The organism is Bacillus cereus group sp. MYBK245-2 (assembly GCF_051916145.1).
In the GTDB taxonomy this organism is placed as follows: domain Bacteria; phylum Bacillota; class Bacilli; order Bacillales; family Bacillaceae_G; genus Bacillus_A; species Bacillus_A pacificus.
Genome location: NZ_JBQAGB010000019.1, coordinates 59,097 through 73,829 on the forward strand (window position 1 = coordinate 59,097; position 14,733 = coordinate 73,829).

Genomic DNA, 14,733 nt, shown 5'->3' on the forward strand with positions numbered 1-14,733 from the left:
ACAATTAGTAAAGACGGGGGATATCATACTATGTCAAAACAAATTGTCATCTTAGGCGCTGGTTATGGCGGTCTTCTTGCCGCTTTAAACGTACGTAAATATTACAGCAAATCAGAAGCACAAGTTACAGTGATTAACCAATACCCAACACACCAAATCATCACTGAACTACACCGCCTTGCAGCTGGTAACGTGTCTGAGCAAGCAGTTGCAATGCCACTTACAAAGCTTTTCAAAGGTAAAGATATCGATCTTAAAATCGCAACAGTTGAGTCATTCTCAGTTGATAGCAAAGAAATCAAATTAGCTGGCGGCACTACTTTATCTTACGATGCACTTGTAGTTGCTTTAGGAAGTAAAACTGCTTACTTCGGTATTCCAGGACTAGAAGAAAACAGCATGGTATTAAAATCTGCTGCTGATGCAAACAAAATCTACAAACACGTTGAAGACCGTATTCGTGAATACGCGAAAACGAAAAACGAAGCTGATGCTACAATCGTAATCGGTGGTGGCGGATTAACTGGCGTTGAGCTAGTTGGTGAGCTTGCTGACATTATGCCTAAACTTGCAAAAAGCCACGGCGTAAATCCAAAAGAAGTTAAACTTCTTCTTGTTGAAGCAGGTCCAAAAATCCTTCCAGTATTACCAGACCACTTAATCGAACGTGCAACTACTAGCCTAGAAGCACGCGGCGTTACATTCTTAACTGGTCTTCCTGTAACAAACGTTGCTGGCAATGAAATTGACTTAAAAGACGGTCAAAAACTTGTTGCTAACACATTCGTTTGGACAGGTGGCGTTCAAGGTAACCCACTAATCGGTGAATCAGGTCTTGAAGTAAACCGTGGTCGTGCAACAGTTGATGCATACCTACAATCTACTTCTCACAAAAACGTATTCGTTGCTGGAGACAGCGCTGTTGTCTTCGCTCCAGACGGACGTCCATACCCACCAACTGCACAAATCGCTTGGCAAATGGGTGAGTTAATTGGATACAACTTATACGCAGCACTAGAAGGCAAAGCATTCGAAGAGTTCGCACCTGTAAACTCTGGAACACTTGCTAGTCTAGGACGTAAAGATGCTGTTGCTACAATCGGAGCAAGCAATACTCCACTTAAAGGCTTACCAGCATCATTAATGAAAGAAGCAAGTAACGTTCGTTACTTATCGCACATTAAAGGTCTATTCAGCTTAGCTTACTAATCTGAATATAAGCCCGAATCATGCCCTGCATGGTTCGGGCTATTTTTATCCCGCTTTAATGGGCGGTAAGACCCCCACTGATTAAAGTTTCACTTTATCCGTAATTTTCTCTAACTTATTTATTCGTCAAAAAAATGATATACCCTTTAAATTTATCTAAATATACTGACTTTTTCACAATAAAAGCTGTCCCGTTTTGGAACAGCTTTTATTGTCACCTTTTGTCGGTAAATCGATATATTGAGAAAATCGCTGATATAATTCTAGTTACGGTCGATATATTCAAAAAATCGCCGATATAATTTTTCCGTCTTGTTTACTATCCTAACTTCACAAGGCTGTAGTTCTTCTTCCCTTTACGAATAATAATAAATCGTCCATCAAATGAATTTTCTACCGTAACATCTGTACCTACATCCGTTACTTTTTCGCCATTCATGGAAATCGCTCCATTATTAATATCTTCGCGTGCTTGTCGTCTAGATGGTTCAATTCCTAAATCAACGAGCCATTCTACGATATTTTTCGTCTCTTTTGAAGACTGGAATGTTGGCATTTCTTTAAAGCCTTGTTCAATTTCATCGGCTGTTAACGATTTAATATCTCCACTAAATAACGCTGCTGTAATTTTCACAGCTTGCAGCAATGCTTCTTCTCCATGAACGAATTTCGTCATTTCTTCCGCTAATACTTTTTGCGCTTCACGTTTATGAGGCTCTGTCTCTACCTTCACTGCCAACTCATCGATGCGCTCTTTCGTTAAGAACGTAAAGTATTTCAAGTATTTAACGACATCACGGTCATCTGTATTCACCCAGAACTGGTAAAATTCAAATGGTGTTGTTTTTTCAGGATCAAGCCAAACGGCACCACCTGCTGATTTACCAAACTTCGTACCATCAGATTTCAATAGTAACGGAATCGTCAATCCGAATACTTTCGCTTCGTGCCCTTCTAACTTACGAATTAAATCTAAACCACTCGTAATATTTCCCCATTGGTCACTACCGCCAATTTGCAGTTGAACATCTTCTTTCGTGTATAAATGATGGAAGTCCATCGCTTGCAGGATTTGGTACGTAAATTCTGTGAAAGAAATTCCTGTATCTAAACGACTTGCTACGATGTCCTTTGCTAACATACTATTAATGCTAAAGTTTTTCCCGTAATCACGTAAAAACTCAATAATATTTATTTCATGTGTCCAATCGTAGTTATTTACCATCTTTACTTCGCTATTTCCGCCAAAATCAAATAGCTTTTTCATTTGCGCTGTTAACGCATCCACATTATGTTGAACTACTTCTAACGTTTGAAGTTGGCGTTCTGATTGACGTCCACTCGGATCACCAATTGTTCCTGTGGCTCCGCCAATTAAAATAACCGGATGATGGCCAGCTAACTGAAATCTTTTCATCATCATAAACGGAATCAAATGTCCGATATGCATACTATCACCAGTCGGATCAACTCCGCAGTATAGCGAAATCTTTTTCTCTTCTACTAGCTTACGTAAACCTTCTTCGTCAGTCTGTTGATTAATGGCGCCGCGCCATTCTAATTCATCAATAATGTTCATCTTTTGTCATCCCCTTTATTTTTTAAAAACAAAAAATCCCTATGTCTATGACATAGGGACGATGATTCACCGTGTTACCACCCAGTTTGTATAAATAGCATAGCTACTCATACCACTCTCAGCAATAATATCGATTGCCAATCCGCTTAGCATTACCTAAGATACTCCAGAGTGTAATTCACAAGTTTGTTTGTGCTAGGTTCCAGCATCCCCTAGCTCTCTCGTTAACAGTGACAAACTGCTACTGGGCTCTTTCAACGTATGTTATTTGTTAAATTATTAGCCATTATATTGAATTGCAAACAAATTGTCAACAATACCCAAATGTTATTTTAAAATAATTCGCAGTTTCATACGTATATGTTATTCTTTATCTTCTCCAATAATCCTTACTTCACGCTCTAACTTCACGCCAAATTTCTCTTCAACTGTTTTTTGTACGAAGTGAATTAAATCGATATAATCTTGTGCCGTTCCGTTATCAACATTCACCATAAATCCAGCGTGTTTTAGAGAAACTTCCACTCCACCAATTCGCTTACCTTGTAGTCCTGATTCTTGAATCAATTTACCAGCAAAGTTATTAGGTGGGCGTTTAAATACACTACCACATGAAGGATATTCTAGAGGCTGTTTTGACTCACGTTTAAACGTTAAATCATCCATTTTTGCTTTAATTTCTTCATATACACCTTCTTCAAGTTCAAATCTCGCTTCAAGAATAATGTAATGGTTGTTCGCAAATACACTCTTACGATATCCAAATTCAAATGCTTCTTTCGTCAAAGTACGTAGCTCTCCATCACCTGTCATTACGACAGCTTCTGTTAATACATACGAAATTTCACCGCCGTATGCACCTGCATTCATATATAATGCTCCGCCAACTGAACCTGGAATACCACAAGCAAATTCAAGACCCGTTAAGTTATGGTCTAACGCAATACGTGATACGTCAATAATTGCTGCACCGCACTGTGCTACAATCGTCGTTCCTGTTACAGTAACACCTGTAATATGAATTAAACTTACTGTAATCCCGCGAATTCCACCATCTTTAATAATAACATTCGATCCATTTCCTAAAAACGTAACTGGAATATTATATTTGTTCGCATATTTAATAACTTCTTGAATTTCGTCATAATTTGTCGGCGCAACAAAAACATCTGCTTTTCCGCCAACTTTAATATGCGTATGATTCTTTAACATTTCATCTTGTTTCACATGACCTTCAGGCAATACCGTACTTAAATATTCATAAACCTCTTGCATATTCATTTTACGATTCCTCTATTTCTATATTCTTTTTATCCCGTTATACGGGCCCATAATATCCCCACATACATGAAATGAACCTAAAGTGGTGGATACAGTGTACCCAAAATCAATTCGAGACACCTATTAACCTCTTAATTTATAAGAGGTGCCACTCATATTAAAATATATATTGCATAATAAAGCAACCCAAATAGGCTACTAAACTTGACATGTCATCAGAAAGACAACAATTTGTAAAATATATTACTTTTTCAAAACACTACCCTTCAGTATCTTACTATACCACACGAAAATAAAGTGGTATTTTTTTGTAATTTTTGCTTTATTTTCATCAATAAAAAAGATGCTTTTACCTATGTAAAAACATCTTTTTCATTACTTATTTTAAATTACTTTTCGTTCTCTTCTTTTTCTTTATCAAACCATAACAGTTCATCGTTATCCACTTCACCATTATAATTGATTAAGATTTCTTCTCCTGCTTTTATATCTTTATAAGCATAGAAGTTAAATGTATGATTCTCAAAGACAATATCATACGTCGCATTCGGTGTATATGAATGATTGAATAACATGCCGTATCCTAAAAGGATTGCCGTATGATTAATCCCATACTCAAATGCGTAGTCAGCAAGTAATGTTTTCTCAATGTGTTCATGCTGTTCATTCGGATAAGAGATAACTGGCGCTGCGTGTATCAACTCACCTTTTTTAATATCACGAGTTGCAAATACACCTCTATTAAATTCTCCATCACTAAGTTCAGAAGTCTTAACTTCGATCATATACGTCACCTATTTAATTCTTTCTTTGAAGTATTTTAATTCCGCTATTAGCTGAATTTCATCTTCTTAAGCTTGGCAGAAAACGAGCAGAAAAGCAATTAAAATCCGAGCAAGTCTTCGTTTAAATGAAAAAAGGGCACAAACGTTGCGCCCTTTTTAAGTGATATTACTTTTCTAAAATATCTTCTAACAATTTCACTTGCTCGCTAACAGTATGTAATGTCTTCACAGATGTATCATTTCGATGTTTTTCTTCTTCCACACTTGCTAACACTTCTTCTGTAGCTGCAGAAGTTTGCTGGATTACATTGGAAGCATGTGTAACATCCTTTACGATATTCGTCGTTTTAACTTGGAAACTTTCTTGATGACCAACGATTTCTCTCATTACATCATTAATTTCATCAATAAACTTCCCTAAATCCGTTACATTTGTTAAAACACTAACTAGCATTTCATTACATTCTTCTTGTACTCTTTCTGATTTCTCTACTTGCACTTCTACCTTACTTGCTTGATTACTAAAATCCTTCAAAATCCCTTGAATTCTTCCCGCAGAACGATTCGATTCCTCAGCAAGCTTTAATACTTCATTCGCTACAATAGCAAATCCTTTTCCATGCTCACCTGCTCTTGCAGCTTCAATATTTGCATTTAAAGCTAGCAAACTCGTCTGACTTGAAATATTCGTTATTACATCTACAATTTCATTAATTTGTTTCGATTGCATCATTAAATCTCTAAATATAATTCCTGATTGTGAAACAACATCATTTAAACTTCTCATATTCGCTTCAAAACTTCGTAGAGTATGTACACTACCTTTTGAAATTTCTAAGCTTTCATCAACACGAATCGATGCATTTCTTACTTGAGAAATGATTTGTTCAATATTTCCCTCCATATCGTTCAATACTTCTACCGAACGATGCATCATCTCTGATTGTGATTGCGTGCCAACTGCTACCTCTTCAAAAGCAAAATTGATTTCACTCATTGACTCCATCGATGTATTCATATTTTGTCTTAAATAATTGAAATTACGATCTAGTTTCACAACCGTTTCCTCAATAAGCCTTTGCGTTTCTTCTAACTCCTGAGCTTTTCTCATTACTTCTTGCTTCTCATCACTTAAACGAGCCAGTAAGTTAGAACCAATTTTCGTGACGCCCCACATAGCGATTGTCACGATCGCTAACAAGCTTGCGAAGTTTGCAGCTTCAGATGCTGCTGTATAAGCAAAGAATTGCTCGGGCCAATAACTACAAAGAATAAATGTGATTACAACTGCCACTCCGCCGAGAATTACAACGAGACGTTCACTTAAATAAATAAGTGAAACGGCTAGTGTAAAATAGACCATTTGAAATACAGCTGGGCTTTCATTAAAAGCTTGTACCATAATGAAAGACATCGTAAGTAACATAAACGTCATGATATATTTATACATCGCTTCCATGCTTTCTATAAAAGTAAGAAGCGTTCCAAATACAACGACAGAAATACCACAAACCCAAAACGCGATTGCTCTCTCTGTAAAAATATATCCGTAATACCCAATCGCGATGATTCCAAGGAAGAAACTACAAATTGTAATAAACAGCAATAAATGATTTTTCTGTGATTCTTTCTCAAGGTTAGAAAAACAAGTTTTCTTTAACCATTCCATATATAGTCCCACCTTCTGCACCTAATTACTTCAGCTTAAATACCGCACTCACTGGGTTATGATCACTATTTTCAAACTTTAAATCTTTTCCTTGCACATTTACAATCTCAACATTCGGTGAAACGATAAAGCCATCAATAATCGTGACGAAGTTTTCACCTTCTACATACTTCTTCACATCGTCTCTCACCGTCATAACAGATGAGTCTACAGCCCACTTAAAGCCACCATCAGTAAAGTCCTTCGGTAACTCTACCAACCATTCAGGACGCTCTTTCACAAACTTCGGATCACTTAATTGAACGTTAGAAAGTAATTGATTCCAATCTCCGCCCATTATTACGTAATCACCATTTTTATAATGCTTGTTCATATATTCTTTTAAAAACTCTACTTGCTGTTTTCTAATTTTCCCGCCTTCATCATACGCAGACAAATGTAAATTTACGAGTCTAACAAACTTCCCATTACTAACAGGAATTTTATGCTCAACAATCGCTCGATCTAAATCAAACAAACGCTTCGGCCAAGGCTCCATTCCAGGAAGTTGGAACCTCTCCGCTGTTTGAACTTTATATTTAGAAAATGTACTTAATCCAGCCTCCGCATATCCCATTGGACTTGTAATTGGGACAGGGACCCATTTTGTATCATAGTTCTTTCCGAATGATGAAGCATAATCAGGTAATCCATTTTTCAAAAATTCATGCCCATTTACATCAAAAGATCGCATTGATTTTATATCGACTTCTTGTAATAACGCAAAATCACTATTCTCATTTTGTAAAAACGAAAGCATATTCTTTAGGTTAACTTCCGTTTGCTCTTTACTACTTGAACCAGACCCCTTTCCTCCATCCATAAAGAAGTCTTGGTCCTTATCTAATCCGGCATATCCAATATTAAATGTTGTAACTTTAAATTCATTTCCTGTCGCTAATACGCGCTCTTTATTATTTTCCACCTTCAAACTTACAACATCAGCAGGCTGTTCTTTAGTAAGTGTCATATACCCTAAAAAACCACCTACAACTCCTACCCCTACTAAAATACATATAAGTACTATTTTTAATAACTTCTTCAAATAAACGCCCCTTTTCTAAAACACATAACTTAATTATCTTTATTTTCAGTTAACTAAAACTGAATGACAGACATAACAAATATTTTATCATATCAAAAACCTTATATCACTATATTTAGTTTATAAACAATAACTCTTGCTCTTACATTATCAAAAATACAAAATCCCCTAACTCCTTCACTGGAAATCAAGCGCAATGTTTAGTACACTATATGTAATAATTATAGGCGATGGAGTTCGCCATAAACGCTGCTTAGCTAATGACTCCTACCAGTATCACTACTGGTAGGAGTCTATTTTTTTGAGCAAGCTATTTAAAGAGGTGAGAAAATTGATTTATATTATCGTTGGCATTGCCGGTATATTAGGAGCCCTTTCTCGTTATTATTTAGGTCTTACTATTCATGAATTTTGGTATCATACATTTCCATTAGCTACATTACTCATTAACTTAGCCGGATGCTTCTTATTAGCATGGCTGACTATGTATATCGCTAAGCTTAACATCTTGCCTTCAGAAATTATCACAAGCATCGGGACTGGATTCATCGGTTCCTTTACGACGTTTTCAACATTTAGTGTAGAGACTATTCAATTGATCAATCATTCTGAGTGGAGCATAGCCTTCTTATATGTATCATGCAGCATACTTGGTGGTCTCATTATGTCTGGTCTTGGCTATACATTAGGTGATTTCTTAATTAAGAAACATCTTACGGAAGGTGATCATTTATGATAGAAGCTTTATTAGTAGCAACAGGAGGATTTTTCGGTGCGATTACACGATTTGCAATTAGCAATTGGTTTAAAAAAAGAACTAAAACTTCCTTTCCAATCGCTACATTTCTCATTAATATAACAGGAGCATTTTTACTCGGATATATAATTGGCAACGGAGTCACTACAGGTTGGCAATTATTGTTAGGCACTGGATTTATGGGTGCCTTCACGACGTTTTCAACATTTAAGCTAGAGTCCATTCAGCTCTTCAATCGTAAAAACCTTAGCATACTATTTCTATATTTAAGTGCTACTTATATCATTGGTATCCTCTTTGCATTCCTTGGAATGCAGCTAGGCGGAATATAAAAAAAGCGACTCTTATCAGTCGCTTTCTTTTTATAAGAAGTAAGTCCCGCCATATGGAATGGAAAGTAACCCCGCTGGATGCACATCATAATGCACACTTTGCATTGGAAGTTGTGAGTATGGCATATACTGTCCTTGCATCATTTGTGCCAAATATGCTTGTTGCTGCATTTGAATCACTTGATTCACAGCATGAATGGTTCCCTGTGCCCCAGCCAAAGTAATAGCTGCTCCTACTTGTCTTCCATTATAAAAATGATGGTTCATCATGATTCATCTCACTTATTCTTTTTCTTCCATATGGTATGTTTCTATCTCATAGTGAGTGTTTTGTCCCTATTGGTAGTCCCTATCTATTGCCCTTTTTCAGCTTTGAAGTAATAAATCCAAATAATAATACACCAATACCACTAAAGAACAATACATAACTTATTGGTACTAGGAAAAAGAAAGGTTCTTCAAGGAATCCATTCGCTCCTACTTTACTGTTTGAAGCATGTATAGCTAAAGTAATAATCGCTAAAATCATGAAAGAAATAGCTACTACATATTTGTTTTTCATCTTGTACTCTCCTTTAATTTTCATTGATCTTATTACCATCATAATAAGCCCAGCGGTATCACAAGTCAATAATTATTTATTGTTTTTCGATAAATGATTTCTGTTTACATTACAAAAAAGCTATAGACACAATAGTATCTATAGCTTTTTCAATCGGTTATTTCGTTCCAAAGTATGCCTTTTGGAACATACACATCCTTATTGCATTATGATCGTTACCATCCACGAAAAACTCATCTAACAGTTCACCTTCCACCATAAATCCAACCTTTTTATAAACATGTACAGCTTTTTCATTCTCTTTATCAACAACTAAATAGAGTTTATGCATATTTAATACAGAAAAAGCGTAATCCATCGCTAAACGCGTCGCTTCCGCTGCATAACCATATCCTTGATAGTTCGGATCAATAATAATTTGGAATTCCGTTCTACGGTGAATATAATCGATTTCCACTAACTCAACTAATCCAACCATTTCATTGTCCTTTTCAACGATAAATCGGCGTTCGCTTTGATCATGTATATGTTTATCGTATAAGTCTTGCAGCTCTACAAATGCCTCATACGGCTCTTCAAACCAATACGACATAATATGTGCATTATTATTCAGTTCGTGTACAAACTTTAAATCTTCTCGCTCTAATGGACGCAATTTCAATTCCTGACTCATTTCTATAACCTCCAAGTAAAAGAAACCTCTTCACTTAATTTCTCAATTTTTTTCAATTTCAAACGCCCTATTTACATTGTAAACTTTCAAGTAACTTAAAGGTCAAGATTTAATCAGCCCGATCCCCACCTAACTTCTTTGCTTTCGCTGCATTTTGAGGTGGGGGTCTTACTGCCCATTAAAGCGGGATAAAAAAGTAGTGCAAACCTTTGTCTGCACTACTACTCTTTTCTCAAATCCCTCATATTAGATATGTATAAAGCGATAACTAAAATAAGAATTGCTCCTGCGTATAATAACGTCTCCATCGGTTCCTCATGAGACACAATAATTAATCGAATTAACGCCGTGATTCCAATATAAATAAAATAACGTAACGGAAAATGGTAGTTCGACTTAAAATACTTAATAATCAATGCGATGAACTCGAAGTATAAGAAATAGACGATGATACTTTCAACCAATTTATACGACGTATATTCCTTTGTTGAAAATATGTATTGAATAAATGTGATAGTCTCGTTAATTAAAAAGATAGATAAGACAATGGATAATATAATTAACGCTATATTCAATATCCACTGTAAAACGCTAGCTATGTAATGATCGATATTAAACTTCATTTCACACTCTCCTTCACGTAAATACTTATTTATTATAGCAAAATTATAATTGGAGGTGGGTTAAATCATATTTTCGCCCTTTGTTGGTGCCGGTGTGTGGGATGTTCATTGTTTTGAGGAGTCTTTTAACCGCAGAACTAGATTGCATATTAAGAAAGTCCCTCAATTTGCTATTGGTAGTTATTGTTCCAAACAGAAGTGTGTAGTCTTGTAAAGCACGTAAATGAGCATTTTTAGACGTACTATTACAGTTTGAGCAACGCCAGCCCTGTTTTTCTTTTAACATTGCCATTGTAAAACATTCCTCACACTGCACGCCATTTAGTAATTCCTCTTTTTTTAATTTATATTGTGCAAAAATATTTTGTCGTTGCGGAATGTGCTCATTCATAATCTGATTTATAAGTCCATCTACATTACCAATTATATCTTCTTTATATTGATTTTCCATCTGTTTGATTCTATTAGGTAAATTTGCACCGTGGATAATTTTATTAGGAAGCATTTCATCTGAAGTTTTAATAATTGTACGAGGAGAACTAATTACAATGAGAGATTCAATCGGAATATTATATAAACCATGCAAACTCAGCCATTTTCTCAGCTGCATCTCTTGCCGTTTCACTTGTAAAAGCGGATCTGGAAAACCCTCTTCTGAAGCACCATCTACGATTCGAATGAGTTGATTAAACTTTGCATCAAAAATTAACGTACCAATGATATTTTTTATTTCAAGAAAAAGAAGAAAACATGAAGAAATTATGAGGGCATCAATTTGGAAATAATGTTTCTGATCAAACAATCTAATGTCATGTAAAATGCTATATTTTGTTTCAGATAGAAAACTAAGCGGATATTCAATTGCCTGCTCTCCTTTATAGCCAGCCATAAATTTCGCTAAATTTTCAGCCACCACGTTCCTTTTTGGATGATGAGCAGGCAATCTTCTAAGTAAAGCTTCTAATTGGAGCAAATGTACGGGCATTTTCCGTTCTTTCACAATCATCTTTATCCCCTCCAAAATATATCAGCGATTTTTCAAATATATCAGCGCAACTCCAATTATATCGGCGATTTTCGAAATATATCAGCGCAACTCAATTTATATCAGCGATTTTCATAATATATCGACTTACCGACAAAAAACGACACAACAAACACTCATAAACAGTATATCACCACATCTAAAATCGCACTGTAAGCATAATGTTACTCCTCCCTTTTGATTACGACATTTTAAAAACGAGAGAATCACATTCACCTTATGTAAAATAACTTTTTTATAAATGCAATCGCAAAAAAGCTGCTGCCTACAAAATATAGACAGCAGCTACAGTATACATTTTATAACTAATAAACAGCGATCGGCCCATAAGGACCATCAATAATCTCTATTTTTGTTTCAAAAATATCTGTCAAAAGTGTTGGGTCCATAACCTCTTCTACTGTTCCAAAAGCAGCAATTTGTCCATCTTTCATAGCACAAATTTTGTCAGAGTATTTTGCTGCAAAATTTATGTCATGCATAACAGTCAAAATTGTTCTTCCAAATTCATTAGCTGCACGTCTCAAATGCTCCATCATTTGAACAGAACGAGCAACATCAAGGTTGTTCAAAGGTTCGTCCAAAAGTACATATTCCGTCTCTTGGCACAATACCATCGCTACATATGCCCTTTGTCTTTGACCACCAGAAAGCTCATCTAAATATCTATTCTCTAAATTCGTTAAATCTAGGAAGTCGATATATTTAGAAATAATAACTTCATCCTCTTTCGTTAATCTTCCCTTTGAATAAGGAAAGCGTCCAAATCCAACTAATTGTCTAACAGTAAGCCTCGTTACAAAATGATTTTCTTGTCGCAATATAGTCAAAACTTTTGCTAAGTCTTTTGATTTGGATTCAGAAACATCCATATTTGCTACTTGGATTTGACCTTCATCCATATCTAAAAGTCTTCCTATCATCAAAAGTGTCGTAGACTTTCCAGCACCATTTGGTCCAATTAAAGAAGTAAAGCCCGCTTTTGGTATTTCAATATCCAAAGGTCCTATTTTTACCTTATCAGTATAGAACTTTTTAACATTATCGATTTTTATCATAAAGCCCTCTTCCTTAAAACTATAGTTAAGAATATAATTCCACCAAATAATTCAATAATAACTGAAACTACACCTTGAGCATTGAATACATGATACATTAAAAAGTATGCGCTCGTCATTATTAAAAATCCGATTGCAAAAGCCATTGGGAAAATATATCTATGATCATAAGTTGCCGCCGCCTGATAACTCAAAGTTGCTACTAAAAACCCATAGAAAGTAAGTGGCCCAATTAGAGCTGTTGAAATAGACATTAAAATAGCTACTAATACAAGCGTATAAATTACACTAGGTTGATATTTAACTCCAAAGGAAGTAGCAACATCCTTTCCTAGTGATAACACATTTAAATTCTTAGAATGAGCAAAAATTAATACTGCTACAATTATGATCATCGGAATGACAATAGGAAAATATGCAGGATCTGCATGATTAACAGAACCAAATAATTTTGCTTGTAAAAGATCAAACTCTGAAGGCGCAAGTAACTTTCTCATGAAAGTTGACATAGAATTTAGTCCCGCACCAATAATAATTCCGACTAAAAGCATAAGTTGTAAATTCCCGTATTTACCGGAAAGTAACCATCCATAAAGTATCAAGCTCATGAGGACCATAAGAACGACTTGAAATAAAAATGATCCAATTCCATTAAAATTGATCAATGCACTAGCACCAAAGAAGAATATTGTGCTCGTATGAATTGCTGAATAAAGTGATTCGAAACCTAACAGTGAAGGAGTAATAATCTTATTATTCGTAATGGATTGGAAAGCAACTGTCGACAAGCTATGGCAAACAGCTGCAATAATCATTGCAACAATAGCTACAATCCTTCTCTTAACAACTGGGATAAAAGAAGGTGAATCTATCGGAACTGGATTGTTATACACTAACAGTCCATATGAAGAAAGGAGGCCTAAAGCAATCAATGTTATCAGTACAATCCAATAACGTCTTGCTTCCTTCTTAGAACGAAAAGCGCTAGCTGATCTACTTTCATTATGAAGGCTAGAATCGACTTCGACATTTTCTTTATTTCTATAATCTAATGTGATCATCGTGGCCTCCTTGGTTTTCTTTTTCTCAATAAAATAGTAATAAACACGACTGCTCCCACTGATGCAAGTATTAAAGAAACAGGTAATTCAAAAGGCTTTATAATTGTTCGAGAAATGATATCACAGGCAGTTATTGTACCCATTCCGATCAGACACACCCAAGGTAAATTACTTCTAAGATCATCACCTCTAAACATGGAAACAATATTTGGAACAATTAACCCTAAGAAAGGTAAATTTCCAATAACTGCTGCAACAATCCCAACGGCAAAAGAAATAAGGGCTGTTCCAAAAAGAACAATTCGGTTGTAATTAACGCCAAGGCTTGTTGCGACATCTTCTCCTAGTCCAGCTAAAGTCAATCTATTCGCATACATAAAAATAAGCAAAGTAACGATAACAATCAGCCATAAATATTCGTATCTTCCGACCTGAATGTTAGCAAAAGAACCTACAAACCAAGTTTCAATACTTTGCGTCATTTGAAAAAGGAGTCCCAAAAAAGTAGACACTGCAGAAATAACTGCTCCAAGCATTAATCCAATAATCGGGACAATTAAAGACGAACGAAGCTTAACTCTTCTTAAAAATAGAAAGAAAATCATAGTTCCTATAAAAGAAAAAATGATTGCACCAGTCATTCTTTGAACTAAAGTTGGGGCAGGGAATAGTAAATACACAAAAAGCAGGCCTAAGCCTGACCATTCAATAGTCCCCGTTGTAGTAGGTTCAACAAATCGATTTTGTGTAATAAGTTGCATGACAAGCCCTGCCATCGCCATTGCAGCTCCAGTAAGCATTAATGCAACTGTTCTCGGAACACGAGTGATGAAAAACATCTCCATTCCGTCCTCTTGTCCACGTATATCATAAACGCCAGTAAACAGTGATATAATCCCTAAAATTAGAACAACTATAATCGCTATTATAAAAGATTTTGTCCATAATTTATTGTGATTATAAAACTGGGGTTGAGAAATATTCTCAACCCTAGAAATTATATTTTTTGACACTG

16 protein-coding genes, 1 riboswitch and 1 other annotated feature are annotated in these 14,733 nt (G+C 35.6%); of the genes, 3 read left to right on the plus strand and 13 right to left on the minus strand.

The genetic code is table 11. The features are described 5' to 3' along the window. Positions 1 to 30 precede the first annotated feature (30 nt). A complete protein-coding gene (locus ACTFRN_RS24045; protein WP_000043204.1) occupies positions 31 to 1,209 on the plus strand; it encodes an NAD(P)/FAD-dependent oxidoreductase in 1,179 nt (392 codons plus the stop codon). Between the two features lie 319 nt (positions 1,210 to 1,528). On the opposite strand, the gene tyrS is transcribed toward ACTFRN_RS24045, so the two are convergent. The 5 genes from tyrS to ACTFRN_RS24070 all read right to left on the minus strand — a co-directional run bounded on the left by tyrS (position 1,529) and on the right by ACTFRN_RS24070 (position 7,607). After that, positions 1,529 to 2,788 (minus strand): tyrosine--tRNA ligase, encoded by a 1,260-nt coding sequence (tyrS, locus tag ACTFRN_RS24050; protein WP_001021076.1) that lies wholly within the window; start codon positions 2,786 to 2,788, stop codon positions 1,529 to 1,531. 51 nt (positions 2,789 to 2,839) lie between these two features. Beyond that, positions 2,840 to 3,055, minus strand: a binding site (T-box leader). A 96-nt stretch (positions 3,056 to 3,151) separates the two neighbouring features. Further along, entirely contained in the window at positions 3,152 to 4,069 is a 918-nt protein-coding gene (gene murB / locus ACTFRN_RS24055; protein ID WP_001057090.1) for a UDP-N-acetylmuramate dehydrogenase, read from the minus strand. A 389-nt stretch (positions 4,070 to 4,458) separates the two neighbouring features. Next, positions 4,459 to 4,854 (minus strand): SET domain-containing protein, encoded by a 396-nt coding sequence (locus ACTFRN_RS24060; protein ID WP_000573649.1) that lies wholly within the window; start codon positions 4,852 to 4,854, stop codon positions 4,459 to 4,461. A 166-nt stretch (positions 4,855 to 5,020) separates the two neighbouring features. Then, positions 5,021 to 6,523 carry a DUF4077 domain-containing protein gene (locus ACTFRN_RS24065; protein WP_000455050.1) on the minus strand — a complete coding sequence of 501 codons (1,503 nt, stop codon included), beginning with the start codon at positions 6,521 to 6,523 and terminating at the stop codon, positions 5,021 to 5,023. A gap of 25 nt (positions 6,524 to 6,548) precedes the next feature. After that, on the minus strand, positions 6,549 to 7,607 hold the full coding sequence (locus ACTFRN_RS24070; RefSeq protein ID WP_000734866.1) for an endonuclease/exonuclease/phosphatase family protein: 1,059 nt from the start codon (positions 7,605 to 7,607) through the stop codon (positions 6,549 to 6,551). A gap of 217 nt (positions 7,608 to 7,824) precedes the next feature. Continuing rightward, positions 7,825 to 7,884: riboswitch (Fluoride riboswitch) on the plus strand. A 54-nt stretch (positions 7,885 to 7,938) separates the two neighbouring features. Here ACTFRN_RS24070 and crcB (ACTFRN_RS24075) point away from each other — a divergent pair. Next, the gene (crcB, locus tag ACTFRN_RS24075; protein ID WP_176359591.1) at positions 7,939 to 8,343 is read left to right on the plus strand and encodes a fluoride efflux transporter CrcB; all 405 of its coding nucleotides are present in this window, start codon (positions 7,939 to 7,941) and stop codon (positions 8,341 to 8,343) included. Next, on the plus strand, positions 8,340 to 8,696 hold the full coding sequence (gene crcB, locus ACTFRN_RS24080) for a fluoride efflux transporter CrcB (RefSeq protein WP_000568600.1): 357 nt from the start codon (positions 8,340 to 8,342) through the stop codon (positions 8,694 to 8,696). The genes crcB (ACTFRN_RS24075) and crcB (ACTFRN_RS24080) overlap by 4 nt, the downstream gene beginning before the upstream one ends. Positions 8,697 to 8,726: 30 nt before the next feature. Here the strand turns inward: crcB (ACTFRN_RS24080) and ACTFRN_RS24085 are convergent, their stop codons facing one another. The 8 genes from ACTFRN_RS24085 to ACTFRN_RS24120 form a co-directional block, all read right to left on the minus strand. Beyond that, a complete protein-coding gene (locus ACTFRN_RS24085; protein WP_000980933.1) occupies positions 8,727 to 8,966 on the minus strand; it encodes a DUF3947 family protein in 240 nt (79 codons plus the stop codon). Between the two features lie 79 nt (positions 8,967 to 9,045). After that, complete coding sequence (locus ACTFRN_RS24090; protein WP_113712794.1) at positions 9,046 to 9,282, minus strand: DUF3955 domain-containing protein; 237 nt, start codon at positions 9,280 to 9,282, stop codon at positions 9,046 to 9,048. A gap of 133 nt (positions 9,283 to 9,415) precedes the next feature. After that, on the minus strand, positions 9,416 to 9,931 hold the full coding sequence (gene speG / locus ACTFRN_RS24095; protein ID WP_088106295.1) for a spermidine N1-acetyltransferase: 516 nt from the start codon (positions 9,929 to 9,931) through the stop codon (positions 9,416 to 9,418). A gap of 221 nt (positions 9,932 to 10,152) precedes the next feature. Continuing rightward, entirely contained in the window at positions 10,153 to 10,554 is a 402-nt protein-coding gene (gene psiE, locus ACTFRN_RS24100; RefSeq protein ID WP_000671177.1) for a phosphate-starvation-inducible protein PsiE, read from the minus strand. 43 nt (positions 10,555 to 10,597) lie between these two features. Beyond that, the gene (locus ACTFRN_RS24105) at positions 10,598 to 11,560 is read right to left on the minus strand and encodes a nuclease-related domain-containing protein (RefSeq protein ID WP_000635731.1); all 963 of its coding nucleotides are present in this window, start codon (positions 11,558 to 11,560) and stop codon (positions 10,598 to 10,600) included. Between the two features lie 344 nt (positions 11,561 to 11,904). After that, on the minus strand, positions 11,905 to 12,657 hold the full coding sequence (locus ACTFRN_RS24110) for an iron ABC transporter ATP-binding protein (RefSeq protein ID WP_000590065.1): 753 nt from the start codon (positions 12,655 to 12,657) through the stop codon (positions 11,905 to 11,907). Further along, complete coding sequence (locus tag ACTFRN_RS24115) at positions 12,654 to 13,718, minus strand: iron chelate uptake ABC transporter family permease subunit (RefSeq protein WP_000631127.1); 1,065 nt, start codon at positions 13,716 to 13,718, stop codon at positions 12,654 to 12,656. Before ACTFRN_RS24115 ends, ACTFRN_RS24110 begins: the two co-directional genes overlap by 4 nt. Next, positions 13,715 to 14,731 (minus strand): ABC transporter permease, encoded by a 1,017-nt coding sequence (locus ACTFRN_RS24120; RefSeq protein WP_000041834.1) that lies wholly within the window; start codon positions 14,729 to 14,731, stop codon positions 13,715 to 13,717. Before ACTFRN_RS24120 ends, ACTFRN_RS24115 begins: the two co-directional genes overlap by 4 nt. Positions 14,732 to 14,733: the final 2 nt, after the last annotated feature.

What these genes read in the sequence shown, in the direction of transcription:
- ACTFRN_RS24065 (WP_000455050.1), bottom strand. Translation starts at nt 6,523, where the DNA reads ATGGAATGGTTAAAGAAAACTTGTTTTTCTAACCTTGAGAAAGAATCA.
- ACTFRN_RS24045 (WP_000043204.1), top strand. Translation starts at nt 31, where the DNA reads ATGTCAAAACAAATTGTCATCTTAGGCGCTGGTTATGGCGGTCTTCTT.
- ACTFRN_RS24090 (WP_113712794.1), bottom strand. Translation starts at nt 9,282, where the DNA reads ATGAAAATTAAAGGAGAGTACAAGATGAAAAACAAATATGTAGTAGCT.
- ACTFRN_RS24060 (WP_000573649.1), bottom strand. Translation starts at nt 4,854, where the DNA reads ATGATCGAAGTTAAGACTTCTGAACTTAGTGATGGAGAATTTAATAGA.
- ACTFRN_RS24115 (WP_000631127.1), bottom strand. Translation starts at nt 13,718, where the DNA reads ATGATCACATTAGATTATAGAAATAAAGAAAATGTCGAAGTCGATTCT.
- murB (WP_001057090.1), bottom strand. Translation starts at nt 4,069, where the DNA reads ATGAATATGCAAGAGGTTTATGAATATTTAAGTACGGTATTGCCTGAA.
- ACTFRN_RS24110 (WP_000590065.1), bottom strand. Translation starts at nt 12,657, where the DNA reads ATGATAAAAATCGATAATGTTAAAAAGTTCTATACTGATAAGGTAAAA.
- ACTFRN_RS24105 (WP_000635731.1), bottom strand. Translation starts at nt 11,560, where the DNA reads ATGATTGTGAAAGAACGGAAAATGCCCGTACATTTGCTCCAATTAGAA.
- ACTFRN_RS24085 (WP_000980933.1), bottom strand. Translation starts at nt 8,966, where the DNA reads ATGATGAACCATCATTTTTATAATGGAAGACAAGTAGGAGCAGCTATT.
- speG (WP_088106295.1), bottom strand. Translation starts at nt 9,931, where the DNA reads ATGAGTCAGGAATTGAAATTGCGTCCATTAGAGCGAGAAGATTTAAAG.
- crcB (WP_000568600.1), top strand. Translation starts at nt 8,340, where the DNA reads ATGATAGAAGCTTTATTAGTAGCAACAGGAGGATTTTTCGGTGCGATT.
- tyrS (WP_001021076.1), bottom strand. Translation starts at nt 2,788, where the DNA reads ATGAACATTATTGATGAATTAGAATGGCGCGGCGCCATTAATCAACAG.
- psiE (WP_000671177.1), bottom strand. Translation starts at nt 10,554, where the DNA reads ATGAAGTTTAATATCGATCATTACATAGCTAGCGTTTTACAGTGGATA.